A 24,948-nucleotide genomic window follows, 5' to 3' on the forward strand; every position below is an offset into this window, starting at 1 on the left:
TTCGACCTTCCCGCGCCGGGCCCGGGGCCGCAACGCGTGGGCGTCCGCGGATCCGCTCAGTGCGAGTGCTCCGCCAGCCGGTCGAGAAACGCGGCCTGCGCCGGGACGATCAGCTCGCGGGCGCGTTCGACGCCGAGCCACGCCACCCGGTCCAGCTCGGGGAACTCCTGCGTACGGCCCGACCGGGGCGGCCACTCCATCGTGAACGTGCCGGGCACCACGGCCGCCGGATCGAGGTCCGCCTCGATCGCCCATACGGTGACGATCTTGCCGTTGTGCTGCCTGACCTCCCCGAGCGCGATCGCCTCGCCGTCGGGCGGGGCCAGCCCGAGCTCCTCCCGGAACTCGCGCCGGGCGGCCTCCCAGGCGGGTTCGTCGGGCTCGTACTCGCCCTTGGGGACGCCCCAGGCGCCCGCGTCCTTCTTCGCGAAGTACGGCCCGCCCATATGGCCGAGCAGCACCTCGACGCCGTTCTCGCCGCGTCGGAACAGCAGGAGCCCGGCGCTGCGCTTCTGTGTCACGGGTGTACCTCCGGGTGGGCGGCCAGCAGGGTCTCCACGGTGTCGGCCTCCTCCGGCCGTTTGTCCTCCCGGTAGCGGACCACCCGGGCGAAGCGCAAGGTGACGCCGGCCGGGTAGCGGGTGGAGCGCTGCAGGCCGTCGTAGGCGATCTCGACCACGAGCTCGGGGCGGACGGTCACCACCCAGCCGTCGTCCTCCACGGCGAGCCGCTGGAGGCGTTCCGTCTGCCAGGTGAGCATCGCGTCGGTCATGCCCTTGAAGGTCTTGCCGAGCATCGCGAAGCCGCCGTCGGCCGTGCGGGCGCCCAGGTGCAGGTTGGACAGCTTGCCGGTGCGGCGGCCGTGGCCCCGCTCGACGGCCAGTACGACGAGGTCGAGGGTGTGCACCGGCTTGACCTTCAGCCAGGACGCGCCGCGCCGCCCCGCGCTGTAGGGCGCGTCGAGGGCCTTGACCACGACTCCCTCGTGGCCGCGCTGCAACGTCTGCCGGGAGAACTCCTCCGCCGCCTCGACGTCCTCGGGGCCGGAGACGATCGTCCGGCGCACCCGCATCGGCTCGGGCGCCAGCCGGGCCAGTTCCGCCTGTCGTTCGGTGAGGGGCAGGTCGAGCAGGTCCCGGCCGTCCACGGACAGCACGTCGAAGAAGACGGGGGAGACCGGGACCGCCGAGGCCGCCGCCGTCACGTCCACCCGGGAGCCGACGCGGCCGGCGGTCTCCTGGAAGGAGCGGGGGCGTCCGGTCTCGTCGAAGGCGATCACCTCACCGTCCAGGATGAACCGCGACCCGGCCAACCTCCTTGCCGCGTCCGTCACTTCGGGCAGGCGGTCGGTGATGTCGTCGAGGGTGCGGGTGTACAGGCGGACGTCGTCGCCGTCGCGGTGCACCTGGATGCGGATGCCGTCCAGCTTCTCCTCCACCGCACAGGCGCCGAGCTTGCCGACGGCCTCGGTGACGGAGGACGCGGTGTGCGCGAGCATCGGCAGGACCGGACGGCCGACGGTGAGCCGGAACGCCTCCAGCGCCGGGGGGCCGTCGGCGAGCAGCGCCTGCGCCACCGTCCGCAGCGAGCCGGCCAGCATCACCGCCCGCCGCACGTCCGGCGCGGACGCCCCGGTCGCCTGTGCCAGACCCTCCACGGCGACGGCGTCCAGGGCGCCCTGCCGGACCTCGCCGGTGAGCAGGCCGAACAGGAAGCGCTGTTCGTCCGCGGTGGACGCGGCCATCAACTCGCCGACCAGACGCGTTCGTTCGGCCTGCGAGCCGGCCCCCGACAGATTGCCGAGCTCGGTGAGGCGGGCGTCCACCTCGCGCACGGTCAGGGTCGGCTCGCCGGCCGGGGCGACCGGACGGCTCAGCACCTTCCAGCCGACGCCCAGGCGGCCCTGGGGGAGCCGGCCGGCCAGGTAGGGGATGACGATCGGCACGTCGTCCGGCTCCGCGTCCCGGAAGAGCTCGGCGAGCAGGGCGATCTTGCGGGAGCGCGCCGAGGCGGCGGCGACCTCCCGGGACACGTCGGCGAGCCGGGTGAGCAGCATGCAGCCATGGTGCGGCGCGCTCCGCTGTTTTACACGCCGAGGAAGGGGTCGCCTTTCGTCTGCGGGCGCGTTGTGGCTGGTCGCTCCCCCACTCTCGGCTGCGCTCGAGCGGGGGGACCCCCATCGCGGCGGGAGCCGCACATCGATACAGCCCCGCGCCCCTTGGGGGCGTTGCCGAACCGCAGCCTGATTCGCCTGGGCGCTCAGCGGGCGGCCTCGGCGTCGAGGTCCGTCATCAGCAGCTCCCCGTTGATCGCGGCCCCCGCCCGGTAGCCGCGGCTGGCCGCGTTCACGACCTGCTCGGCGAACCCGGACGCGTTGCCCGCCGCCCACAGGCCGGGCACGGTGGTCAGCCCCCGTGCGTCGACCACTGGGTAGGCGCCGAAGGGGGTCTCGCTCATCTCGGCGCCCAGTCGGGACAGGAGGTCCGTCTGCGGCACCGCCCGGGGCGCGACGAAGAGCACCTCACGGTCGTGCACCCGACCGTCCCTGAGCCGGACCGCGGTGAGCCGGTCGTCCTCGACGACCAGCCCGGCCACCTCGCCGGGGACGACGTCCACGCCGGCCGCGGCCAGTCTGCGCCGGTCCTCGTCGGTCAGGTCCGCCTCGGCGACCGTGTGCAGGAAGAGGGTCACGTCCTTCGACCACTGGGTCACGATCAGCGCCTGGTGGACGCTCATCGGGGTCGTCGCGAGTACGCCGAAGGCCTGGTCGCGGACCTCCCAGCCGTGGCAGTACGGGCAGTGGACCACGTCCCGGCCGAAGCGTTCGGCGACGCCTTCGACGGGCGGCAGCTCGTCCTTCAGGCCGGTCGCGACGACGAGCTGCCGGGCGTGCACGGTCCGCCCCGCGGCCAGCCGGACGGCGAAGCCCTCGCGCTGGCCTCCGGTGACGTCCACCGCCCGGTCGTGGACCAGCCGCACGCCGTACCGCGCGATCTCCTCGCGGCCGACGGCCAGGAACTCGGCGGGCGGCATCCCGTCCCGCGACAGAAAGCCCTGCATGTGCGCGGCGGGCGCGTTGCGCGGCTCGCCCGCGTCGACGACCAGCGTCCGGCGCCGGGCCCGGCCCAGCACGAGCGCGGCGGACAGGCCCGCGGCGCCGCCGCCGACGACGATCACTTCGTACTTTCCGTCGAACGTCCCGTCGAGCGTCCCGTCGAACGTCCCGTCGTACGTCTCGTCCTGCTTCTCGGTCATGGTGACCACCTCCGCGGCCACGGTCGCCGGACTGCTGCGGGATTGACAAACATCTTTGCCGATTCGGCAAGATGGAGGGATGACTACCGATGACGTTCTCGCGGAGGTCGGCCCGAGGCTGCGGCGGATCCGGAAGGACCGGGAGGTGACGCTGGCGGCGCTGTCCGAGTCCACCGGGATCTCCGTCAGCACCCTCTCGCGGCTGGAGTCGGGGCTGCGCAAGCCCAGCCTGGAGCTGCTGCTGCCGATCGCCCAGGCCCACCAGGTGCCGCTGGACGAGCTGGTCGGGGCGCCGCCGGTGAGCGATCCCCGGGTCCGGGGCAAGCCGCTGGTGCGGCATGGGCGCACCTTCTGGCCGCTCAGCCGCCAGCCCGGCGGACTCCAGGCGTTCAAGGTGCTGGTGCCGCAGCGTGACGAGGAGCCCGACCCGCGCACGCATGAGGGCTACGAGTGGCTGTACGTGATGTCGGGGCGGCTGCGGTGCGTGCTGGGGGAGCATGACGTGGTGCTGGAGGCGGGGGAGGCCGCCGAGTTCGACACCCGGGTGCCGCACTGGTTCGGGTCGACGGGGGAGGGGCCGGTGGAGTTCCTGAGCCTGTTCGGGCCACAGGGGGAGCGGATGCATGTTCGGGCGAAACCCCGGCAGGGGTGACGGAGGCGACTCTTCCGTCGTCGCCTGTTCCCTCCCGGCAAGCGACCGCTTAGTATGCGATCGAACCGGTCAGCACGCCGGTCGGACGACGCAGTCCCGTGGAGGCTCCGCATGCAGGCATGGCAGGTGCACGAGAACGGCGAGCCGAGCGAGGTGATGCGGCTCCAGGACACGGAGCGGCCCACCCCCGGCGACGGCCAGGTCCTGCTCAGGGTGCGCGCCGCGAACATCAACTTCCCCGACGCGCTGATGGTCCGGGGCCACTACCAGGTGCAGCCCCCGCTGCCGTTCACCCCGGGCGTGGAGATCTGCGGCGAGACCGAGGACGGCCGGCGCGTCATCGCCAACCCGGCCCTGCCGTACGGCGGGTTCGCCGAGTACGCCGTCGCGGACGCCGCGGCCCTGCTGCCCGCCCCCGAGTCGCTGGACGACGCCGAGGCCGCCGCTCTGCACATCGGCTACCAGACGGGCTGGTTCGGCCTGCACCGCAGGGCTCGTCTGGAAGCCGGCGAGACGCTCCTCGTGCACGCTGCCGCGGGCGGGGTCGGCAGCGCGGCCGTACAGCTCGGGAAGGCGGCCGGTGCGACCGTCATCGGCGTCGTGGGCGGTGCCGAAAAGGCGGCCGTGGCCCGGGAGCTGGGCTGCGACCTCGTCATCGACCGGCGCGCCGAGAACGTGATCGGCGCCGTCAAGGAGGCGACCGGCGGCCGGGGCGCCGATGTGATCTACGACCCCGTCGGCGGCGAGGCCTACACCCAGTCCACCAAGGTCGTCGCCTTCGAGGGCCGGATCGTCGTCGTCGGCTTCGCGAGCGGAACCATCCCGAGCCCCGCCCTGAACCACGCCCTGGTGAAGAACTACTCGATCCTCGGCCTGCACTGGGGCCTGTACAACACCAAGAACCCGAAGCTGGTCCAGCACTGCCACGAACAGCTCACCGAGCTGGCCGCCCGGGGCGCGATCCGGCCGCTGGTGAGCGAGCGCGTGCCGCTCGACGGGGCCGCGGCCGCCGTGCAGCGGCTCGCCGACGGCGTCACCACCGGCAGGGTCGTCGTGGTGCCGTCGCTTGAGAACGGAGCCGCCGTATGACCGTCGACGCAGCCGAACTGCGCCGCCGCACACAGGAGTTGCTGGCCGCGCACCCTCCCGCCACGACCGACCGGCTGGACTTCCTCAAGGCCCGCTTCGACGCCGGACTCGCCTGGGTGCACTACCCCGAGGGTCTCGGCGGACTCGACGCGCCCCGCTCCCTCCAGGTCGTCGTGGACGCCGAGCTGGCGGCCGCGGCCGCCCCCGACAACGACCCGCGGCGCATCGGCATCGGCCTCGGCATGGCCGCGCCGACGATCCTGAAGTACGGCACCGAGGAGCAGAAGCAGCGCTTCCTGCGGCCCCTGTGGGTGGGCGAGGAGGTCTGGTGCCAGCTGTTCAGCGAGCCCGGCGCCGGCTCCGACCTGGCCGCACTCGGCACGCGTGCCGTCCGCGAGGGTGAGGAATGGGTCGTCAACGGGCAGAAGGTGTGGACGTCCAGCGCGCATCTCGCCCGCTGGGCCATCCTCATCGCCCGCACCGACCCGGACCTGCCCAAGCACGCGGGCATCACCTACTTCCTCTGCGACATGACCGACCCCGGCGTCGAGGTCCGTCCGCTGCGCCAGATCACCGGCGAGGCCGAGTTCAACGAGGTCTTCCTCACCGACGTCCGGATCCCCGACGCACGGCGGCTCGGCGAGGTCGGCGACGGCTGGCGGGTCGCGCAGACCACGCTCAACAACGAGCGCGTCGCCATCGGCGGCATGCGGCTGCCCCGCGAGGGCGGCATGATCGGCCCGATCTCGAAGACCTGGCGCGAGCGCCCCGAACTGCGCACCCACGACCTGCATCAGCGGCTGCTGAAGCTGTGGGTGGAGGCCGAGGTCGCCCGGCTCACCGGCGAACGTCTGCGCCAGCAGCTCGCCCAGGGCCAGCCCGGCCCCGAGGGCGCCGGCATGAAGCTCGCCTTCGCCCGCCTCAACCAGGAGATCAGCGGCCTGGAGGTCGAACTCCGCGGCGAGGAGGGCCTGTTGTACGACGACTGGACCATGCGCCGCCCGGAACTCGTGGACTTCACCGGCCGGGACGCCGGATACCGCTACCTCCGCTCCAAGGGCAACAGCATCGAGGGCGGGACCAGCGAGGTCCTGCTGAACATCGTCGCCGAGCGCGTCCTGGGCCTGCCGTCCGAGCCGCGCACCGACAAGGACGTCGCCTGGAAGGACCTGGCCCGATGAACGCACAGCCGGATCTGCTCTACTCCGAGGAGGAAGAGGCGCTGCGGGCCGCCGTGCGCGACCTGCTCGCCGACCACTGCGACGCGCCCGGAGTCATCGCGCGCACGGAGTCGGACGCACCGCACGACCTCGCGGCCTGGAAGGCGCTCTCCGACGGGATGGGTCTCGCGGGCCTGCTGGTGCCCGAGGCGCTGGGCGGCCAGGGCGCCACCCCTCGCGAAGTCGCCGTGGTCCTGGAGGAGTTGGGGCGCGCGGTCGCCCCCGTGCCGTACCTGACCAGTGCCGTGGTCGCCACCGAGGCGCTGCTGGCCGTCGGCGACGAAGAGCTGCTCGGCCGGCTGGCGTCCGGACGGACGATCGGCGCGCTGGCCGTGGGGCTGCACCTCGCACCGGGCACCGCCTTCAAGGCCGTACACGTCGAAGACGGCCTTCTCCGGGGGGAGTTGACCGGTATCGCGGACGCGGTCGTCGCCGACGTGCTGCTCGTGCCGGCGGACGACGGCGGGCTGTACGCGGTCGACGCCTCCGCCGTGACCGTCACCCCGCAGGTCTCCTTCGACCTGACCCGCCCCCTCGCCACGGTCACCCTCACCGGTGCCCCCGGCCGCCGCCTCGGCGACGCCGAACCCGCCGTCCGGCGTGCCCTGCGGGCCGGCGCCGGGCTGCTCGCCTCCGAGCAACTCGGGCTCGCCGACTGGGCGTTGACCGAGACCGTGCGCTATCTGAAGGAGCGCAACCAGTTCAACCGGCCGGTCGGCGGCTTCCAGGCGCTCAAGCACCGGCTGGCCCAGCTGTGGCTGGAGGTCGTCAACCTCCGGGCCGCCGCGCGGGCCGCGGCCGACGCGCTCGCGGGCGGCTCGGACGTGGACGTGGCGGTCGCCGTCGCCCAGGCCTACGCGGCGCCCGTCGCCGTACGGGCCGCCGAGGAGGCGCTGCAACTGCACGCCGGCATCGGCATGACGTGGGAGCACCCGGTCCACCTCAACCTCAAGCGGGCCAAGGCCGACTCGATCGCCTACGGCACGGCGGGCGCCCACCGGGCGGCCCTGGCCGAACTGGTCGACCTGCAAGCGCCCTGACCGACGCCCGACACCCGGTACCGGCATCCGGTGAAGCCCGCCCCACCTGGGGCGGGCTTTTTCGTGCGGCTGCACGGAAGGAGTGAACAAGCGACGGCGGTCCGGCCAACTCCTGGCATGTACAGGTTCGTCGGCGTTCGGACCGCCTCATACTCCCTGTGGTTCAGACCGCCCCACAGGGAGGAACGAGATGGCCCCCTTCACCCGCCGCAGAGCCCTCACCACCTTCGGCGCCACACTGGCCGCGGTGCTCGCCCCGCCCGCCGGCAGCGCCTTCGCCGACGGAGACCAGCGCGGCGCCCGCCCGCTGTGGCGCGCCCACGCCCACAACGACTACGAGCACCCCCGCCCCCTCTTCGACGCGCTCGACCACCGCTTCGGCAGCGTCGAGGCCGACATCTTCCTCGTCGACGGCGAACTCCTCATCGCCCACTCGGCGGACCAACTCGACCCGACGCGCACCCTGGAGTCCCTCTACCTCGCCCCGCTCGCCGCCCGTGTGAAGGCCAACCACGGCTCGGTGTACCGGGGTTACCGCAAGCCCCTGCAACTGCTCATCGACATCAAGACCGAGGGCTCCTCGACCTACCTCGAACTCGACCGTCAACTGCGGCGCTACAAGGGCCTGTTCACGACATACGCCCACGGCCGTGTCCACGCCGGCCCGGTCACCGCCGTCATCTCCGGCGACCGCGCCGCCCGTACGCCCATGGCGGCGCAGACCGTCCGCCGGGCCTTCTACGACGGCCGACTCGTCGACCTCGGCGCCTCCGAGGCGTCGTTCGCCTCGCTCATCAGCGACAACTGGGCCCTCAACTTCACCTGGCTCGGCGTCGGGGCCTTCCCCGAAGCGGAACGGCAGAAGCTGCGGAGCATCGTGGCGGCGGCCCACGCGCGCGGGCAGCAGGTGCGGTTCTGGGCCACGCCGGATCTCGCCGGTCCCGCCCGGGACGCGTTGTGGGCCGAACTCCTCGCCGCGGACGTCGACTACCTCAACACCGACGACCTGGCCGGCCTGGAGGCCTTCCTCGACACCCACCGAGCGGCGGCGTAACACGACTCGTCCGACGCCGCCCGTCCGACACCACTCGTTCGGCGGACGGCTCAGCCGCACGGACGAAACCTCCGTTACGCCACACTTGCGGCCGAACGCCGCGAAAACGGACGTGGCGGAGGAGGTTGACGATGGCCATTTCGATTTCCGTCGTGCTGCTGCTGCTGATCCTGGCGGTGATCTTCATGCGCAACGGCGGACTGAAGGTCTCGCACGCGCTGGTCTGCCTGCTGCTCGGGTTCTTCCTGGCCGGCACCAGCATGGCTCCCACCATCCGCAGTGGCCTCACGGCGACCGCCGACATCGTCGGCAGCCTTCGCCCGTGAGGCCACTGCGGGGTCGCGCACGACCCGACGGAACTACTTGACGAAGACCCCGATGCCGTTCGACACCGGGCGCTCATAACCGTCGGACGGGTGGTTGCGGACCGTCACCTTGGTCGCGCCCGACGGACGGGCCACCAGGGTCGACGAACCGCCGCCGTCCAGGCTGAAGCCCTCGGTCGCACCGAGGCTCTTCAGCTCGGCGGCGACCTCGGCGATGGTCAGGCCCTTGCGGTACGCGGTGGCGCCGTCCAGCGCGAACAGGAACACCTTCTTCCCGCCGTTGCCGATGCCCACGGCCGTCCGCACGGCCGAGACCGACGTGTCCAGACCGGCCAGCGGCTTGCTGCCCGACAGGATCGGATAGCCGCCGACGGCGAAGCTGTACGCCGACTTGGACGCGGACGTCAGCCCGTACCGCACCGCCACCCGCTGGCCCTTGACGAGCTTCTTCAGGCGCTGTGCGCCCGCCTCCCGCCCGACGAGGACCGTGGTGCCGGCCGCGATGGCGCCGCCGCCGGGCGTGGTCGAGGTCGACACGACCCGGCCCTTCTTGAGCGTCACCTCGTAGGTGCTGGTGCTGCACGCCGCGGCCCGTTCGGTGTCCGTGCCGCAGGTGGCCCGCTTGCGCGAGACGCTGCCCCAGTCCGAGGTGAACGCGCCGACGGAGTTCTCCGGCAGCGCGTACTGGTTGACGCCGCCCAACGGCAGCCGCCGCCCCACCGTGGTGTACGTCCCGTTGAGGGACAGACTGTCCACCTTGGCCTTGCCGTCGGTGCCGACACCGACCACCGCCTTGGTGGTGGTGCCCGGCGGCAGCGCGGGGCCGAACCGCTGCGCGTTCGGGACCGCGCCCTTGAGCGCCTTCCCGTTCGCGATCGCCGGACCCACGGTCGACCCGGTCGCGGAGACGCCCGGGTGCTGCACCTCGCTGATGTTGAAGAAGTCGCCGTTGATGCCGGCGACGGCGTTCTGCTTGTTCGCCATCGCGGAGATGTCCGCACGGGCCGCGACCGTCCCCGGGTACAACAGCCCGAGGCGGACGTGGGTGTTGGCGAGGTCGACGCTGAGCACGTGCACATGCGTCTTCCCGGCGGCCGCCTGCAGGTCGTACTGTCGGTACGCCACGCCTGCCGCCACGGTGGTCCAGGTCGCGGCGTCGGCCGTGGCCGCCCCCGCGAACGTCGCACCGGCCACCGTGCCGAGGGCGACGAGCAGCGACAGGGACTTCCTGCGCACCCCGGACCGTTTCTGATGTTGTGTCACAGACCCCCCTGGGTAGTTTTGGCTCGCAACTTTCTCACGGCCTGTGGTGACGACCGGCGGGGGGTGGGGGTGAACACCACGCGAACGGGTGAGGAAACGCACAAATTCGGGGCGTCACTGTCCCTTGTGGTCGTACTGACGGTCGGGTCGGCGGTCGTACGGGGTGAAGTGGGCCGGCGGGTGGTCGATCGGCAGGTCGGGGCGCCAGGCGGTGAGGGACTGGGCGCTGCACACGAACAGGGACGGCGGCAGGTGGTCCAGGGAGTACCAGCGCCAGTCGCCGACGCTCTCGCCGGGCTGGTCGGCCGGCTCGCCCTCCCAGTCGGCGACGACGGCGCCGACCGTCATCCGTACGACACCGTCGACCCGGTCGAGGAGCGTGCCCAGCAGGCGTACGTCCGAGGGGGCCGCCCGCAGCCCGGTCTCCTCCCGCAGCTCCCGTACGACCGTCTCCTGGAGCGACTCCCCGGGTTCCACCGTGCCGCCGGGCAGCTCCCAGGTGCCCCGACGGTGCCGGCCCAGGAGCAGTCCGCGGGGGCCGTACAGGATGGCGCCGACGCCGAGCGCCGCGTGCGCGACGGGCGGGAGGTCGGTGCGGGGCCGGGCGGAGACCCGCAAGGGGCGTCGCGCCCGGAAGACCCGATAGGCGGCGAGATTCGCGGGGTCTGCGGAGCCGGTGGGGTCTGCGGAGTCAGTGGGCCCGGAGGGGCCGGCGGCGGTGGGGGCGGGTGCCGTCACCGGCACCACCTCCTCGACGCGCAGCCCGTGCTCGGCGAGCAGCGCCTCCCACACCTCGGGCGTGGGCGCCCACATCCGGACCGTCGTCTCGCCGCCGCCCGCGAACCGCAGGGTCTCCGGCCGGGCCACGAGATCCGAAGTCGGCCCGTCCCCGCGGGAGTTGGTGTGCAGCACGGAGAAGCACAGCGTCCCGCCGGGGGCGAGCGCGGTCGCCAGCGCGGGCAGCAGCCGTCGTGGATCGACGAACGGGACGGCGTTGACGGAGTAGATCACGTCGTACGGCTGCGCCGCCGCCCGCAGATGCGCGACGGCGTCGGCGTGGAAGAGCCGCAGCCCGGGCAGCGAACCGTACCGGGCCCGGGCCCGCTCGATCTGGCCGGGCGCGGAGTCCACGGCGTCGACGACGGCCTCGTGCACGCGGACGAGCCGCGCCGCGTGCCGGGCCGTGCCGCAGCCGAGGTCCAGGACGCGCCGCCCCTTCAACTCGCCCAGGAAGGCGTCGTCCGGCCCCGCGTCCGGGAACCCCCAGTCGATCCGTTCCGCCTCCGCCAGGACCGTGCCGCGCCGCAGATGATGCGCGGCGTAGGCCTGCCAGGCGTCGGCGTTGACGGACTCCGGTCCGTCGGGGACGTCGAGGGGGTGGGGCGGCATGGGCGGGGCCTCCAGGGGCGGGCGGACAGACGGACGGTGCTCACTCACCGGCCAGACGATCCTTACCGCACTCGGCGCCGGACAATCGCCGGACTCAGTGCACGGGGTGCTTGCTGAGGACGGACACCCGGTTGAAGGCGTTGATGGTGACGGCCACCCAGATCACCGCCGAGATCTGGTCGTCGGTGAGCACCTCACGGGCGTCCTCGTAGGCGGCCTCCTGCGCGGCCGCGTCGGGCAGCACGGTGGTCGCCTCGGCCAGCGCCAGGGCCGCGCGCTCCAGGGGAGTGAAGAGCTCGGTGTCCCGCCAGGCCGCGAGGACAGCCAGCCGCCGGGCGTCCTCTCCCACGCGCAGGGCGGCTTTGGAGTGCACGTCGAGACAGAACGCGCAGCCGTTGAGCTGCGAGACGCGCAGGTTGACCAGTTCCACGACGGTGCGCTCCAGACCGGCCTCGGCGGCGGTCGCCCGCACGGCCTCGGACGTCTGGACCAGCGCGTGGTAGGCCTTGGGGCTCTGCTTGTCGATGAAGATCCGTCGAGTCATGTTGAACATCCAACCACTGGGACGAACGTGGATGCCGACGGCGGGCGACGCCCCGTACACGCAGCCTGACACTGGAAACACGTTGGGCCCAAATCACAAACAGTGTGTCTGAGCGATCATTGTGACATCCTTCGGACTGTCTTTCCCGAACGCCACAGAAAGCAGACAGGTCAGCATGTCGGATGAAGTCAGGCCGGTTCATGTTCCGGCGGACGGCGGGACTGCCGTTTTCCTGGACGGCCACACCTACACCACGATCATGTCGAAGGCTCAGAGCAACGGTGAGTTCTCACTGGTCGAGTGTGTGATTCCGGACGGGGCGGGGACTCCTCCGCATCGTCACCACAACGAGTCCGAGACGTTCTTCGTCCTGGAGGGCGAGCTCGTCGTGATGGCTGGGGACGAGGAGTACGAACTGCAGCCGGGTGGCCTGGTGTACGTGCCGAAGGGCACCCGTCACAACTTCCTGAACCGGAGCGGCAGGACCGTCCGTATGCTGGCTCTCTTCTCCCCCGGCGGCATGGACGGGCTGTTCACCGACGTCGGCAAGCCCGGAGTCCGTGGTGCGGCCGCCCCGCCGGAGCCCCCCAACTTCGAGCTCATGGCCCGCGTGGCGGGGCAGTACGGCTTCTCCATGGCCTGAGCAGGACTGGCCCGCTCCAGGTGTCGAAGGGTTCGTGGGTTCGTGCTTCTTCCCTTCTTGCGGTCTCTGCGCCTCAATGAGGCAATGCCTGAGCCGACTTGACCGGACTTGACCTGGAGTGACCCATGAGACCTACGACGCGTAAGTCACGTGCAGCCCTGGTCGCCGCCGCCTCCGCCGCCCTGCTGGTCGGGAGCGTGGCGTCGGCGCCCGGGGCGGGCGCCGTGACGCCGGACTCGGCCACCGCTCAGTACGACTGTGGAGTCTGGGGCCCGTCGACGGCCGCGTACTTCACGGCCACCCAGTCCGGCAGCGGGGCGACGATCACGATCACCCTGTCCTCGCTGACCGCCCCGCTCCCGATTCAGACGAACAGTGTGACGTCCACCCTGGTGCTTGTTAAGAACGGTTGGGAGACGACCGAGTTCACCGGGACGACCAACCCGTTCACGAGTGTGGGCACCCCGTTCGTCCTCGGCCCGCTCAGCGGCACGGTGGCACCGGGCGACACCCTGGACTCCTACTCCCTCGGCCTGTACTCGCTGCGCATGGTGTTCTTCGGGATCACGATCAACTGTGTGGCGAAGAGCTCGTTGTCCCCCGGCCCGTTCGTCTTCTGACGACGGGAGCCCCGGGACGGCACGGCCGCGCCGCCCGGTGCGGTCGCGGGCGGCGGGCCGTCGCTCACTGTCCCGGGGCGAGGATGTAGGAGTTGAGGGTGCCGACCGTGTCGAGCGGGGTGGGGGAGCCCAGGTCGTAGCGGTCCACGGCGAGGTAGTTGGGCTTCTTGCGCGCGGCGGGCGTGCAGAAATTCTGTGCGCGGTTGACGAGCTTGCCGTTGTCGGTCCGGGCGGTGGAGCCGATCGTGTAGTCCCTGAAGTGGTTCATCACGAACAGCGGGTGGAAGGCGGACGAGGTCACGGTCAGCGGCCGGCCGGTGCCCCAGCGGCTGTAGCAGGACCAGTCGGAGTCGCCGAGTCCGGCGCCCATGGACCAGTAGTTCTCGACGGTCCACTCGCGCTGGTACATCACACCGAAGGTGTCACGGGTGGTCCAGCCGTTGGCGGTGTCGCTCGCGCGGGTCCGGTCGCTGAAGATCAGCAGTTGCTTGCCGCGTGCCGCGAGGTCGGCCATGGTCGGCCAGCCGCTGGTCGCCACGCCCTCCTGGTCGGGCCGGTACAGCACGTCGTACAGGCCGTTCACGGAGGCCAGGGAGGACTTCAGCACGTCGGAGGAGGCGTAGTCCTCGAGGAACACGGTGACGACCTGACCCGGACTGGCCTTGAGGAAGTCGACCATGCGCTGCAGATCGGTGGCGAGCGGGACCGGGTTGCTCACACCGTCGCAGCTGTTGTGACACAGCACGGCCTGCCCGGAGACGGCGTAGTCGTCCAGCATGAAGCCGCGGACGCCGTCGCCGAGTTGCTGGGCGACGCCGCGGTTCTGGTTGGGGAACAGGCTGACCGGGAACGACGCGAAGTTGCCGTCGGCCCCGTTGGCGAAGGCGTTGTGGGCGGTGAGGAAGGTGACCTGGTCGAGGGTGCGGGTGTCGGCGGAGGGCATCGAGGCGGTCGCGTACGTCACCGGGGTGAGGTACCAGCGGGCGAGATCGCCGGCCGAGCCCAGCTGCACGGCGCTGGAGTCGGCGGCGGACCCGGTGAGGTACTGCGTGGTGCCCGGGACGCTCACGGTGTAGGTGCTGTCGGCGCCGGACGCGATCGTCCAGGTGGTGCCGTCCGCGCCGCAGGCGGCGGTCACCGCGGACGTGCCGCTGCGGCCGAGGCAGACGCCCGACTCGTCCGCGTTCCGCAACTGGTAGCCGCCGCTGACCGCGACCGGGGTCCACTGCTGGTGGTCCTCGTTGCCCTTGGGATTGTGCGCGGCGACCGTGCCGCCGCTGTCGGCCGCATGGAGACCGGTGGTGTAGTTCTGCAGATAGACCGAGTACGCGGGGACGGCGGCCGAGGCCTGGCCGGCCGACAGGACGGGCAGGGTCAGGGCGAGCGCGGCGGTGCCGCACAGGGCGCGCAGGGGGCGCAGGTGCACGCGAGTTTCCTCTCACTCCAGCACTTAGTGATGTCAGAGGCATGACATATCGAAAGTGCCGGGTGTTGCGCCAGACTCCCTGCCCGAACTCACAGTGAAAACCGTCCACCGTTCATCGTGCACTGTTCACCGTGCACCGTGCAGCGCTCAGTGATACGGGGCGGCCGCCTCGTCGCCGCCGTGTATACCGCCCGGCAGGCCGTCGGTCGTGATGGCGAAGCCGTGACCGGTGGGGCCGGGTTCGAAGGTCCAGCCGAACAGGGCTCCGTAGAAGGTGCGACCGCGCCCGGGGTCGGCCACGCCCAGTTCGAAGAAGGTAGGTTCGCTCGCCATGGTCGTGCCTCGTACGGGTAGGGCTTGCGCGGGTACCGCTGCCTCCATCGTCCGCCCGGTCGCCACGGTGTGGCAACCGTGGTCTGTCACACCTCCTGGGCCCGTCCGGTCTAACAGGTGTCGACCAACGAGCAGAGGGAATCATGCGTGAGATTGTGATCGTCGGTGGTGGCTACGCGGGCTTCTACACCGCATGGGGCCTGGAGAAGTCGCTGCGTTCGGGCGAGGCGCGGGTCACCGTCGTCGACCCGCGTCCCTATATGACCTACCAGCCGTTCCTGCCCGAGGTGACGGCCGGATCGGTCGAGGCACGGCATGCCGCGGTGTCGTTGCGACGGCACCTGCACCGCACCCGGCTGATCGCGGGGAGCGTCACGGAGATCCGTCACGCGGACCGGAAACTCACCGTCCGGCCCGTCAACGGAGCCGACTACGAACTTTCTTACGACACCCTTGTGGTCACCGCCGGCGCTGTCACCCGCACCTTCCCCATACCGGGGCTGGCGCAGGAGGCGATCGGCCTGAAGCACGTGGAGGAGGCGGTGGCCATCCGCGACCGGCTGCTGACCGCCTTCGACCAGGCGGCGTCGCTGCCGCCGGGGCCCGAACGGCGGAAACTGCTCACCGTCACGTTCGTGGGCGGCGGGTTCTCCGGCGTCGAGGGCTTCGGCGAGCTGCTGTCGCTGGCGACCGCCATGCTCAAGTCCTATCCGGAGCTGAGCTTCGGCGAACTGTCCTTCCACCTGGTCGAGGCCCGGGGCCGGATCCTGCCCGAGGTGGGGGACGGGCCCGGCGCCTGGGTGGTGCGGTCGCTGGAACGCCGGGGCGGGCACGTCCACTTGAACACGCAGCTCGTCTCCGTCGAGGACGGGCACGTCGTGCTCTCCTCGGGAGAGGAGTTCGATTCCGCCCTGGTCGTCTGGACCGCCGGCAACGCCTCGAACCCGGTCGTGCACAACCACACCGATCTGCCGGTCGACGAGCGCGGCCTGCTCGTGGTCCGTCCCGATCTCCGGGTGGGCACCGACAGCGAGCCGGTGCCGGATGTGTGGGCGGCCGGAGACGACGCGGCCGTCCCCGACCTCGCCGTGCCCCTGCCGGGCGCGCGCACGGTGCCGAACGCCCAGCACGCGGTGCGGCAGGGCAGGCGCCTGGCGAAGAACATCGCGGCCGACCTGCGCGGGGGGAGGGTCCGCGACTACCGCCACAGCAGTCTGGGCGTGGTGGCGACCCTGGGACTCGGGCGCGGCATCTTCCAGTACAAGGGCATCGTCATCAAGGGTTTCCCCGCCTGGCTCATGCACCGGGGCTACCACGTCCTGGCGGTGCCCACCTGGGAGCGCAAGGTCCGGGTGCTGACCGTCTGGCTGACCGCCGCCCTCTTCGGCCGGGATCTCGTCTCCCTGGCCTCGGTGCAGCACCCACGGGACGCGTTCGTCGCGAGCGGCCGGCCTCAGTCCCCCGACGGGAGCCGGAGCCGGGCGAGCGACCGCCCGGCCGCGTGAGCCGCTTCGACGAGCGCGGCTCGGCGGCGCTCGGCGCTCCCACCTGCTCGTCATCGCCTTCCCTCTGGAGCACACCATGGACGCGAGTGAGGAGGCCGCGCGCGGCCTGACCGACATCGAGACATTCCTGTACTGGGAGGCTCACCTACGAGCGGCACATCAGCGCGTGGCGGAGTTCACCGCACGGGCGCCGGGGCTGACCCGGGAGCAGAAGAAACACCTCGAGCGGTGGTACGTCGAGGAGCAGAGGTACGTCGCCCGCATGGTGACCGAGCACATCGCCGATGCCATCGGCGGGGTCGAAGAGAAACACCACATCCGCTTCGGACGATGGCTACGAGGCACGCTGATCGCCATGACCCTGATCACCGTGGCGATGATCTGGGTGTGCGTCGCGGTGATCATGGGCGCGTAGGGGTGGGCAGGGGTGTGTAGAGGCGTGCACGGGTGCGTAGAGGCGCGCGGGGATGCGTAGGGCTGAACGAACCTCTAGGAACGCCTCGCACGGTAGAGGCCCCGGCCGCTCCGCTGGACGCGCGAGGTGCCGACCAGACGGTCGAGGGTGCTGCGGACGCCGTTGATGCTTCCGCTGTCGGTGTCACGGCCGAGAGCCGCCGCGACATCACGAGCCCGCACATCGGCGTCGCCGACGCCGGCGAAGTACTCCATGATCTGCTCGGTGAGCTTGCCGTACTGCCTCTGCGAGTCCGCGTCCGAGTCCGCGTTCGCGTCCGCGTACGACTTCCCGCCCAGGTCGGGTCCGGCGGCCGCCGGACCCTTCGCGTCCTTGCCGCCCTGGCGCTTCCGCGGCTGTGCGGCCGCCTCCGCGGCAGTGTCCGCAGGCACGGCGGAGGCACGGTCGGTGTGCGGTTCGGCGGTCTCCACGGCCTGCTCCGGCCGCACCTGCACACCTGCGGCACCTGCCGTGCTCGGTACCGCGGCGACCGGGTGGCGCATCAGCGTCTCGAGAGCGCTGAGGGCCCTCTGCACCGAGCCGAGATGGGCCACGACCGCGGCCAACTCCCTTTCCAGCGCCTGCTTCTGGATCTGCAGACGGGCCAGGTCCTCCTGCAGGCTCTCGGTGGTGACCTCGATGTCATGCGCCGCATGGGTTGCTGCATGGGTTACAGAGACCATGTGTTCCTCTCATCCTCAGCCCCTCGTGCCGCGCGCCGACTCATGTGCGGTGCCGCTCGGTCTGAACGCGGGAATGTGTCCACCTGACATCATATGCAGTGACTCACTCTGATTACGGGGGCGGTACGTGGACCGGGCCTGCGCTTCGCCTCAGGTCACGACCTGACAAGGTTGAACTGTTCACCGGTCGATGCGGGACAGTGTCAGATAGTGTGATTCGCGCAGGCCGACGGCGTGCCCCGCGCAAGCAGCCGCATGCGCGGACAGACGCTTGCGAGGGAAGGGTGTATCCCATGGCCGAGCTGTTCCATGACGCCGGCGCCGGCGTGTCCAGCCCTTTCGGTCCCCCTGCGGCTGCGGCTGCGCGCGGCGCCGCCTTCGCCGAGCTGCTGCTGAGCAGCCACCTCGCCCTGACCGGCCGCCCCCTCTGTCCCCCTCACTGGACCTCACCGCACGAAGCGGCCCGCTGGCTCTACGCCGACGCGCCCTTCGGACTGCTCGCCCACGGCCCGGGCCCCGACCCCACGTTCTGCTATGCCAACCGCACGGCCCAGCAGTGCTTCGGCTACTCCTGGGAGGAGTTCACCGCCATGCCGTCCCGGCTGTCGGCCTCCTCGCACCACCAGGAGGACCGGGACGACTTCGTCCGCGCCGCACATGAACACGGCTTCGCCGACGGCTACACCGGGCTGCGCATGACCAGGACCGGCGAAGAGTTCTGGATCAAGGACGTGACGATGTGGGACCTCCTCGGCCCCGAGGGAGACAACCGAGGGCAGGCCGCGGTCTTCCGTGACTGGTCCCCGCCGGTGCGGCCGATGTCGACCGACGCGGGCTGACCGCCCGGCCGCGTCGCCGGCGGTGAGTCCGGCCGTGGCTTCGCGCTTTCGATGGGGCGGTGTCACAACCTCCGCCGGTCTCCGGTCAAGCTGACGAGCCGACAGAAGAAGAGGGGCCCGTGCGCGAAGTCGCGTCGCCGAACATCCCGGCCGAGCAGCGCCGGGGTGTCGTGCCGGTCAGGCGTGCAACCGGCACGAGAGGGAGGTTGCCGTATGGATCAGGCTGACGCGGTGCCGATCGGGGAGTTGCTCGACGAGCGTCGCTTTCTGCTGGACGTCGCGTACTGGATGCTGGGCAGTGCGGGTGAGGCGGAGGACGTCGTCGAGGAGGCGTACCGCCGGTGGTACGGGCTGTCGGACGCGGCGCGCGCCAAGATCACCGCGCCCCGGTCATGGCTGGCGAAGACGGCCGGCGGGATCTGCCTGAGCCGCCTTCCCCTGCCCGACCTGGCCGTCGACCCGCCGGACGAGCGTGCCGAGCGGGAGGCGGAGGGGGAGGAGGTGAGTCGGGTGCTGTTGGACGCGTTGGACTCCCTGACCCCGGCCGAGCGGGCGGCGTTCGTCCTCAACGACGTCTTCGGGATGACGCCCCGCACGGTCGCCGACATCGTCGGGCGGACCGAACCCGAATGCGCCGCACTGGCCGACCGCGCCCGGGACAGTGTCCGGCTGCATCGTTCACATCCCACCAGCCCGGAAGAACACGACGCGCTCGCGCATGCCGTGCGGCGGGCCTGTGTCACCCAGGACTCCGAGCTCCTGGTGTCGCTGCTGTGTCCCGACGCCACGGCGTTCTTCGACGGCGGGGGCAAGGTACGGGCCCTGGCCAGGCCCGTCCACGGCAGCGGGCCCGTCGCCCGCAGTCTCCTGACGCTCCTGGCCCACCGGCCCCGCACCACGTTGGCCACGCATTCCGTGAACGGCCGCACCGGCCTCGTGACCCGCTACGACGACCAGGTCGCCGCCGTCATCACCCTCGACGTCGCCGACCACCACGTCACCCAGGTCTGGGCCGTCCTCAACCCCGACAAACTCCACCTCTGGAACCAACCACGCAGCTAGCGGGAGCTCGACTCGAGGAAAGCGGCGATCTTGCTGGGGTTGAACACCCACATCACCTTGTGGATGCCTTCGTCCGAGGCGGCGATCGTCATGAACGTGGCGGGCTCGCCGTTCCGGTAGATCAGCACGCCGGTGCGGCCGTTGGCGTCGACCGGCCTGGGGTCCGCCTCCGGCCAGAACCGGGGGAAGGCCGTCGACAGGTTGGCCACGCGCGCCCGCCCCACAACCGGGACACGGGCGGCGCCCCGCATGCCGTTGCCGTCGGACAGACTGACGGCGTCGGGGGTGAGCAGGGCTTCCAGTGAAGCCACGTCCCCCGTCTGAGCTGCTGAGACGAAGGCATTGAGAAGGCGCCGGTGCTCCGTGGTGTCCACGGTCTCGCGGTGCTCGTCCGCCAGATGCTTACGCGCACGGCTGACGATCTTCCGCACGTTGACGAGGCTGAGCCGGAGGATCGCAGCGATCTCGGGATAGGTGTAGTCGAACGCCTCACGCAGCACGTATGCGGCGCGCTCGGTCGGGCTCAGTCTCTCCAGCACCAGCAGAAGGGCCATTTCCAGCGCCTCCGCGCGCTGTGCGCCCACCTCCGGGTCCGAGCTCGTGTCGACGGGCTCGGGCAGCCACGGTCCGATGTAGGTCTCCCGGCGCACCCGCGCCGACTCTGCGACGTTGATGGCCAGGCGGGTCGTGGCGCTGGAGAGGAAGGCGACCGGGTTCAGCACCACCGAGCGGTCCGTCTTCTGCCAACGCAGCCACACCTCCTGGACCACGTCCTCGGCCTCCACGGCGCTGCCGAGCACGCGGTAGGCGATCCCGAAGAGACGCTTCCGGTGCTCGATGAAGACAGAGACAGCCTCTTCGAGGTCGCCGGTCGTGGGGGACGGTGCGTGATGCATGGTCGTGGGGTCGCTCAAAGACATGGCTGCTCCAATCGCATCTGCTGCATAGACCGGGCGCGACCCGATCCTGTGACAGAACGGAGCAGCGGATCTGCAGACAGCCGTCGGAGGAGCCCGACTCGCCAAGGCATACGGTGTTTTCGCGGCCCATCGAGCACTGACATGTTGTTGCTCAGTGGAGTGTGGGTGGTTGGTTCCAGAGGTGGAGTTTGTCGGGGTTGAGGACGGCCCAGACCTGGGTGACGTGGTGGTCGGCGACGTCGAGGGTGATGACGGCGGCAACCTGGTCGTCGTAGCGGGTCACGAGGCCGGTGCGGCCGTTCACGGAATGCGTGGCCAACGTGGTGCGGGGCCGGTGGGCCAGGAGCGTCAGGAGACTGCGGGCGACGGGCCCGCTGCCGTGGACGGGCCTGGCCAGGGCCCGTACCTTGCCCCCGCCGTCGAAGAACGCCGTGGCGTCGGGACACAGCAGCGACACCAGGAGCTCGGCGTCCTGGGTGACACAGGCCCGCCGCACGGCATGCGCGAGCGCGTCGTGTTCTTCCGGGCTGGTGGGATGTGAACGATGCAGCCGGACACTGTCCCGGGCGCGGTCGGCCAGTGCGGCGCATTCGGGTTCGGTCCGCCCGACGATGTCGGCGACCGTGCGGGGCGTCATCCCGAAGACGTCGTTGAGGACGAACGCCGCCCGCTCGGCCGGGGTCAGGGAGTCCAACGCGTCCAACAGCACCCGACTCACCTCCTCCCCCAACCTCGCCTGCGCTCCTTCCGGGGCCTGGGCCGGTGTGCGGTGTCCCTGCTTCGGTCCGGCCGCAGCCCGGCCCGGCAGGGGGAGCCGGCTCAGGCAGATCCCGCCCGCGGTCTTCGCCAGCCACGACCGGGGCGCGGTGATCTTGGCGCGCGCCGCGTCCGACAGCCCGTACCACCGGCGGTACGCCTCCTCGACGACGTCCTCCGCCTCATCGGCGTTGCCCAGCATCCAGTAGGCGACGTCCAGCAGGTACCGGCGCTCGTCGAGCAACTCCCCGATCGGCGCCGTGTCAGCCTGGTCCATACGGCAACCTCCCTGACGGCTTCAGCGAGTCCTCGCGCACGACACACTTCCTTCGATTCGGCTCAACCAGTTAGACCGGGCACCCCTTGATGTTGTGACACCGGACATATGGACGCGGCCGCCTGTCACAGATGTGCCCGTTGCGCGGTCTCATGGGCAGCAACCGGTACCGCCTCGCGGAGACGAGAAAGCGGCTTGTTCTCCCCTGGCTGCTGGACGAGGAGGCTACTCCGTGTATTGGCGCGAGCGGGCGGCTTGCCTGCGTGTAGACCCTGATCTGTTCTTCCCCGTCGGACACACCGGCCCGGCACTCGACCAGATCGAAGAGGCCAAGGCCGTGTGCGGCCGTTGCCCCGTGATGGAGCAGTGCCGCGACTGGGCCGTGGAGGTGGGGCAGGTCGAAGGCATCTGGGGTGGCATGACGGAGAGCGAACGCCGTGCGCTCAGGCGGCGCAGGATCCGTCCGACCAAGGACACGGTCGCCACCGCGGCGTGACGGCAGCCGCCGCACAGAGGCGTGCACCTTGCTGTGCACCTTGCTGATTCCAAGACACTTCTGGACGATTCATGAACGGTGGTAAGGGGATGGAAAAAGGGGAAAGGGTTGCCGCATGGGCCGATGGGCGCCTGGGTGTCTACAGCCAGGTCAGGGCGAAAGCGCGTAAGGCCTTTCCGGACCACTGGTCGTTCATGCTGGGCGAGATCTGCCTCTACAGCTTCATCATCATCATCGTGACCGGCGTGTATCTGACGCTGTACTTCCATCCGTCGATGAACCAGGTGGAGTACACCGGCAGCTACGCACCGCTGCGCGGCCAGTTGGTGTCGGAGGCGTTCAATTCGACCATGCACATCTCCTTCGACGTCCGCGGCGGACTGCTGATCCGGCAGGCTCACCACTGGGCGGCACTGGTCTTCGTCGGCGCCATGCTCGTCCATATGATGCGCGTGTTCTTCACCGGCGCCTTCCGTAAGCCCCGGGAAATCAACTGGGTCTTCGGATTCCTGCTGCTCGTCCTCGGAATGTTCGCAGGGCTGACGGGATACGACCTGCCGGACGACCTTCTCTCCGGGACCGGACTCATGGTCGTGCACGGAACGATCCTCTCCATACCGATCGTCGGAACCTACATCTCGATGTTCCTCTTCGGCGGCGAGTTCCCGGGCAACGATCTGGTGGCGCGCTTCAACACGATCCACGTCCTGCTCATCCCGGCCCTCATGGTGGCTCTGCTCGTGGCCCATCTGATCCTGGTTCTCCGCCACCGGCACACCCAATATCCGGGTCCGGGGCGTACGAACAAGAACGTGGTCGGAGTTCCGCTCAAGGTCCGCGTCGTGAAATCCGCCGGCTACTTCTCCCTGGTCTCCGGAGTCATCTTCGTCATGGCCGCGGTCGCGCAGATCAACCCGGTCTGGGCGTACGGGCCCTACCGGGCCGACCAGGTCTCGGCCGGATCGCAGCCCGACTGGTACATGGGCGTGGCGGACGGGCTGCTGCGCGTCATGCCTGGCTGGGAGATCGCTCTTTGGGGTCACACCCTGGCTCTGGACAACCTGATCCCGCTGTCGGTGGGCCTGGGTCTCTTTCTCGCCATGGGCGCCTATCCGTTCATCGAGGCCTGGGTGACCGACGACGATCGTGATCAACACATCCTCGACAGGCCGCGCAATCGCCCGGTGCGGACGGGACTGGGGGTCGCCTGGCTCAGTTTCTATCTGGTGGCCACGATCGGCGCCGCGAACGACATCATCGCCATTCGCTTGCACATCTCGTTCGAATCGGTCACATGGGCGGTTCGCATCGCTCTCTTCGTCGTGCCGGTGCTGGCCTATGTCGTGGCGAGTCGGATTGCGCTGGCCCTCCAGCGCCAGGACCGTGACAAAGTGCTGCACGGCCGTGAGACCGGCATCGTCAAGCGGCTTCCGCACGGCGAGTTCGTCGAGGTGCACGAGCCGCTCAGCCAGGAAAGACTCCACGCGCTCACGCGGCACGAGCAGTACCAGCCGATCCCGGCCGGCCCGGAGAACGGATCCCGTCTTTCCCAGCGTTTGCGCGTGCGACTCAGCCGGGGTTTCTACGGCGAGGACGCACAGATCCCCAAGCCGACCGAGCAGGAGTACAAGGAGATCACCGGCAAACACTGAACCTCCCGTCTCGGCGTCGTCGGCCCTTTTTCCGCGGTGCTTGTCACAGCGTCAGCATCTGCCCTGTCTTTAAAGGTGAAAGCAGGTGACAGCCTGCCGACCCAAGGAGTGCAACTCATGATCAAGCCCGTTCTTGAGACTGCAGCTCAGGAGCTCGCGGACGCGACGGCCAACCCGCCGTTCCTGTACGAGCTCGGCCCGGAGGGCGCCCGCAAGGTCCTGGACGACCTGCAGGCCGCGCCGATCGAGAAGCCGGACGTGGAGGAGAAGTGGTTCACGGTCTCCGCCGAGGTCGGCGATGTGCGGATACGCGTCGTCAGGCCCGTCGGCGCCGAGGGCGCACTGCCGGTCGTCCTGTACGTGCACGGGGGCGGCTGGGTCATCGGCAATGCCGGTACCCATGACCGTCTGGTGCGCGAGCTGGCGGTCGGGGCGGACGTCGCCGTCGTGTTCGTCGAGTACGACCGTTCCCCGGAGGCCAGATACCCGGTCGCCATCGAGCAGGCGTACGCGACCGCCCGGTGGATCACCGCGAAGGGCGCCGCCGAGGGCCTGGACGCCTCCCGTCTGGCCGTCGCCGGCGACTCGGTGGGCGGCAACATGACCGCCGCCCTGACCCTCATGGCCAAGCAGCGCGGTGACGTGACCTTCGTGCACCAGTCGCTGTACTACCCCGTCACGGACGCGGCCCAGAACACCGACAGCTACCGGGAGTTCGCCGACGGGCCCTACCTCACGGCGAAGGCCATGGCCTGGTTCTGGGACTGCTACACCACCGACCCCGCCCAGCGGGCGGAGATCACCGCCTCGCCGCTGCGGGCGAGCCTGGAGGAGCTGCGGGGGCTGCCGCCGGCGCTCGTCGTCGTCGACGAGAGCGATGTGCTGCGGGACGAGGGCGAGGCGTACGCCCGCAGGCTGACCCAGGCCGGGGTCGCCACCACGAACATCCGCGTCAACGGCACCCTGCACGACTTCATGATGCTCAACCCGCTGCGCTCCACCCAGGCCACGACTGCCGCTGTGGAGCTGGCCGTTCACACCCTGCGCACCGCCCTGCACCGCGACTGAGCCATCCGGACACGGCCGAAACCCCTGCCTCGGCCAGTTCGCCGCGGACGTCCCCAAGGTCCTGGTGGCCACCGAGGACCTCAACATCCCGCCGCAGGCGCAGACGTTCATGGCCGAGCGTGCCAAGGCGCACACGGTGGAGGTCCGGGCCTCGCACGCAGAAGGGCGGGGCGGCAGAGTTGCCGCCCCGCCCTTTCGTTCGTTCAGAGGGAAGGAAGCCGGTGCAGAGCCTCGGAGAGGGCTGCCATCCGCTCGTCGAGGTCGACGAGTTCCTGGCGGAGCTCGTCGACGCGCGTGTGCAGCTCGGTGGCTTCCGCGGCCAGTGACATGACTGTGGCCGCGATGTCGACATGGTTCTCGGTGACTGAGGTCATCCTGGTCT

27 protein-coding genes and 1 pseudogene are annotated in these 24,948 nt (G+C 70.5%); 16 read left to right on the plus strand and 12 right to left on the minus strand.

Going from position 1 to position 24,948, the window contains the following annotated elements:
• Window positions 1-56 precede the first annotated feature (56 nt).
• The 3 genes from ABZ725_RS46190 to ABZ725_RS46200 all read right to left on the minus strand — a co-directional run bounded on the left by ABZ725_RS46190 (window position 57) and on the right by ABZ725_RS46200 (window position 3,255).
• Window positions 57-521: an NUDIX domain-containing protein gene (locus ABZ725_RS46190; protein WP_358808367.1), complete on the minus strand. Its 465-nt coding sequence runs from the start codon at window positions 519-521 to the stop codon at window positions 57-59.
• Window positions 518-2,056: an ATP-dependent DNA ligase gene (locus ABZ725_RS46195; RefSeq protein ID WP_358808368.1), complete on the minus strand. Its 1,539-nt coding sequence runs from the start codon at window positions 2,054-2,056 to the stop codon at window positions 518-520. The genes ABZ725_RS46190 and ABZ725_RS46195 overlap by 4 nt, the downstream gene beginning before the upstream one ends.
• Before the next feature lie 203 nt (window positions 2,057-2,259).
• Window positions 2,260-3,255 carry an NAD(P)/FAD-dependent oxidoreductase gene (locus ABZ725_RS46200; RefSeq protein ID WP_358808369.1) on the minus strand — a complete coding sequence of 332 codons (996 nt, stop codon included), beginning with the start codon at window positions 3,253-3,255 and terminating at the stop codon, window positions 2,260-2,262.
• A 79-nt stretch (window positions 3,256-3,334) separates the two neighbouring features.
• Between ABZ725_RS46200 and ABZ725_RS46205 the strand changes: the two genes are divergently transcribed.
• The 6 genes from ABZ725_RS46205 (at window position 3,335) to ABZ725_RS46230 (ending at window position 8,636) form a co-directional block, all read left to right on the plus strand.
• A complete protein-coding gene (locus ABZ725_RS46205) occupies window positions 3,335-3,907 on the plus strand; it encodes an XRE family transcriptional regulator (protein WP_351910507.1) in 573 nt (190 codons plus the stop codon).
• Between the two features lie 111 nt (window positions 3,908-4,018).
• Entirely contained in the window at window positions 4,019-4,996 is a 978-nt protein-coding gene (locus ABZ725_RS46210; RefSeq protein WP_358808370.1) for an NADPH:quinone oxidoreductase family protein, read from the plus strand.
• Window positions 4,993-6,177, plus strand: a complete 1,185-nt coding sequence (locus tag ABZ725_RS46215) for an acyl-CoA dehydrogenase family protein (RefSeq protein WP_358808371.1) — start codon at window positions 4,993-4,995, stop codon at window positions 6,175-6,177. The genes ABZ725_RS46210 and ABZ725_RS46215 overlap by 4 nt, the downstream gene beginning before the upstream one ends.
• Window positions 6,174-7,256 (plus strand): acyl-CoA dehydrogenase family protein, encoded by a 1,083-nt coding sequence (locus ABZ725_RS46220; RefSeq protein ID WP_358808372.1) that lies wholly within the window; start codon window positions 6,174-6,176, stop codon window positions 7,254-7,256. Before ABZ725_RS46215 ends, ABZ725_RS46220 begins: the two co-directional genes overlap by 4 nt.
• Window positions 7,257-7,446: 190 nt before the next feature.
• Window positions 7,447-8,310, plus strand: coding sequence for a phosphatidylinositol-specific phospholipase C/glycerophosphodiester phosphodiesterase family protein (locus tag ABZ725_RS46225; protein WP_358808373.1), 864 nt, complete (start codon window positions 7,447-7,449; stop codon window positions 8,308-8,310).
• Window positions 8,311-8,441: 131 nt separating this feature from the next.
• Window positions 8,442-8,636 carry a hypothetical protein gene (locus tag ABZ725_RS46230; RefSeq protein WP_351910496.1) on the plus strand — a complete coding sequence of 65 codons (195 nt, stop codon included), beginning with the start codon at window positions 8,442-8,444 and terminating at the stop codon, window positions 8,634-8,636.
• Between the two features lie 33 nt (window positions 8,637-8,669).
• Here the strand turns inward: ABZ725_RS46230 and ABZ725_RS46235 are convergent, their stop codons facing one another.
• The 3 genes from ABZ725_RS46235 to ABZ725_RS46245 all read right to left on the minus strand — a co-directional run bounded on the left by ABZ725_RS46235 (window position 8,670) and on the right by ABZ725_RS46245 (window position 11,832).
• Complete coding sequence (locus ABZ725_RS46235; protein ID WP_358808374.1) at window positions 8,670-9,899, minus strand: phosphodiester glycosidase family protein; 1,230 nt, start codon at window positions 9,897-9,899, stop codon at window positions 8,670-8,672.
• Window positions 9,900-10,013: 114 nt separating this feature from the next.
• Window positions 10,014-11,288, minus strand: a complete 1,275-nt coding sequence (locus tag ABZ725_RS46240; protein ID WP_358808375.1) for an NUDIX domain-containing protein — start codon at window positions 11,286-11,288, stop codon at window positions 10,014-10,016.
• A 94-nt stretch (window positions 11,289-11,382) separates the two neighbouring features.
• Window positions 11,383-11,832 (minus strand): carboxymuconolactone decarboxylase family protein, encoded by a 450-nt coding sequence (locus ABZ725_RS46245; protein ID WP_358808376.1) that lies wholly within the window; start codon window positions 11,830-11,832, stop codon window positions 11,383-11,385.
• A gap of 175 nt (window positions 11,833-12,007) precedes the next feature.
• On the opposite strand from ABZ725_RS46245, the gene ABZ725_RS46250 reads away from it, so the two are divergent.
• Complete coding sequence (locus tag ABZ725_RS46250) at window positions 12,008-12,475, plus strand: cupin domain-containing protein (protein WP_358808377.1); 468 nt, start codon at window positions 12,008-12,010, stop codon at window positions 12,473-12,475.
• A gap of 125 nt (window positions 12,476-12,600) precedes the next feature.
• Window positions 12,601-13,095: a hypothetical protein gene (locus ABZ725_RS46255; RefSeq protein ID WP_358808378.1), complete on the plus strand. Its 495-nt coding sequence runs from the start codon at window positions 12,601-12,603 to the stop codon at window positions 13,093-13,095.
• Window positions 13,096-13,159: 64 nt separating this feature from the next.
• On the opposite strand, the gene ABZ725_RS46260 is transcribed toward ABZ725_RS46255, so the two are convergent.
• Both ABZ725_RS46260 and ABZ725_RS46265 read right to left on the minus strand, forming a co-directional pair.
• Window positions 13,160-14,473 carry an RICIN domain-containing protein gene (locus ABZ725_RS46260; protein ID WP_358808434.1) on the minus strand — a complete coding sequence of 438 codons (1,314 nt, stop codon included), beginning with the start codon at window positions 14,471-14,473 and terminating at the stop codon, window positions 13,160-13,162.
• 195 nt (window positions 14,474-14,668) lie between these two features.
• Complete coding sequence (locus tag ABZ725_RS46265; protein WP_358808379.1) at window positions 14,669-14,854, minus strand: hypothetical protein; 186 nt, start codon at window positions 14,852-14,854, stop codon at window positions 14,669-14,671.
• Between the two features lie 143 nt (window positions 14,855-14,997).
• Here ABZ725_RS46265 and ABZ725_RS46270 point away from each other — a divergent pair, with 143 nt between their 5' ends.
• Together ABZ725_RS46270 and ABZ725_RS46275 are read left to right on the plus strand one after the other, a co-directional pair.
• The gene (locus tag ABZ725_RS46270; protein WP_358808380.1) at window positions 14,998-16,359 is read left to right on the plus strand and encodes an NAD(P)/FAD-dependent oxidoreductase; all 1,362 of its coding nucleotides are present in this window, start codon (window positions 14,998-15,000) and stop codon (window positions 16,357-16,359) included.
• 76 nt (window positions 16,360-16,435) lie between these two features.
• Window positions 16,436-16,774: a hypothetical protein gene (locus tag ABZ725_RS46275; RefSeq protein ID WP_351910483.1), complete on the plus strand. Its 339-nt coding sequence runs from the start codon at window positions 16,436-16,438 to the stop codon at window positions 16,772-16,774.
• A 74-nt stretch (window positions 16,775-16,848) separates the two neighbouring features.
• Here the strand turns inward: ABZ725_RS46275 and ABZ725_RS46280 are convergent, their stop codons facing one another.
• On the minus strand, window positions 16,849-17,496 hold the full coding sequence (locus ABZ725_RS46280) for a hypothetical protein (protein ID WP_358808381.1): 648 nt from the start codon (window positions 17,494-17,496) through the stop codon (window positions 16,849-16,851).
• Between the two features lie 293 nt (window positions 17,497-17,789).
• On the opposite strand from ABZ725_RS46280, the gene ABZ725_RS46285 reads away from it, so the two are divergent.
• Window positions 17,790-18,335, plus strand: coding sequence for an MEKHLA domain-containing protein (locus ABZ725_RS46285; RefSeq protein WP_358808382.1), 546 nt, complete (start codon window positions 17,790-17,792; stop codon window positions 18,333-18,335).
• Window positions 18,336-18,548: 213 nt separating this feature from the next.
• Window positions 18,549-19,397, plus strand: coding sequence for a sigma factor-like helix-turn-helix DNA-binding protein (locus ABZ725_RS46290; protein ID WP_358808383.1), 849 nt, complete (start codon window positions 18,549-18,551; stop codon window positions 19,395-19,397).
• Here ABZ725_RS46290 and ABZ725_RS46295 read toward each other — a convergent pair.
• Window positions 19,394-20,293 (minus strand): RNA polymerase sigma-70 factor, encoded by a 900-nt coding sequence (locus ABZ725_RS46295; RefSeq protein ID WP_358808384.1) that lies wholly within the window; start codon window positions 20,291-20,293, stop codon window positions 19,394-19,396. The two genes, ABZ725_RS46290 and ABZ725_RS46295, sit on opposite strands and share 4 nt — an antisense overlap.
• A 175-nt stretch (window positions 20,294-20,468) precedes the next feature.
• A complete protein-coding gene (locus tag ABZ725_RS46300; protein WP_358808385.1) occupies window positions 20,469-21,350 on the minus strand; it encodes a sigma factor-like helix-turn-helix DNA-binding protein in 882 nt (293 codons plus the stop codon).
• Window positions 21,351-21,582: 232 nt separating this feature from the next.
• Between ABZ725_RS46300 and ABZ725_RS46305 the strand changes: the two genes are divergently transcribed.
• The 4 genes and pseudogenes from ABZ725_RS46305 to ABZ725_RS46320 form a co-directional block, all read left to right on the plus strand.
• The gene (locus tag ABZ725_RS46305; protein WP_358808386.1) at window positions 21,583-21,846 is read left to right on the plus strand and encodes a WhiB family transcriptional regulator; all 264 of its coding nucleotides are present in this window, start codon (window positions 21,583-21,585) and stop codon (window positions 21,844-21,846) included.
• A 71-nt stretch (window positions 21,847-21,917) separates the two neighbouring features.
• Window positions 21,918-23,498 carry a cytochrome bc complex cytochrome b subunit gene (locus ABZ725_RS46310; RefSeq protein WP_358808387.1) on the plus strand — a complete coding sequence of 527 codons (1,581 nt, stop codon included), beginning with the start codon at window positions 21,918-21,920 and terminating at the stop codon, window positions 23,496-23,498.
• A gap of 117 nt (window positions 23,499-23,615) precedes the next feature.
• On the plus strand, window positions 23,616-24,566 hold the full coding sequence (locus ABZ725_RS46315; RefSeq protein ID WP_358808388.1) for an alpha/beta hydrolase: 951 nt from the start codon (window positions 23,616-23,618) through the stop codon (window positions 24,564-24,566).
• 49 nt (window positions 24,567-24,615) lie between these two features.
• Window positions 24,616-24,726, plus strand: a pseudogene (locus tag ABZ725_RS46320) (alpha/beta hydrolase); the annotation flags it as partial.
• 43 nt (window positions 24,727-24,769) lie between these two features.
• Here ABZ725_RS46320 and ABZ725_RS46325 read toward each other — a convergent pair.
• Window positions 24,770-24,940 carry a hypothetical protein gene (locus ABZ725_RS46325; RefSeq protein WP_358808389.1) on the minus strand — a complete coding sequence of 57 codons (171 nt, stop codon included), beginning with the start codon at window positions 24,938-24,940 and terminating at the stop codon, window positions 24,770-24,772.
• Between the last annotated feature and the right edge of the window lie 8 nt (window positions 24,941-24,948).

It is taken from the genome of Streptomyces sp. NPDC006872 (assembly GCF_040635845.1).
GTDB lineage: Bacteria > Actinomycetota > Actinomycetes > Streptomycetales > Streptomycetaceae > Streptomyces.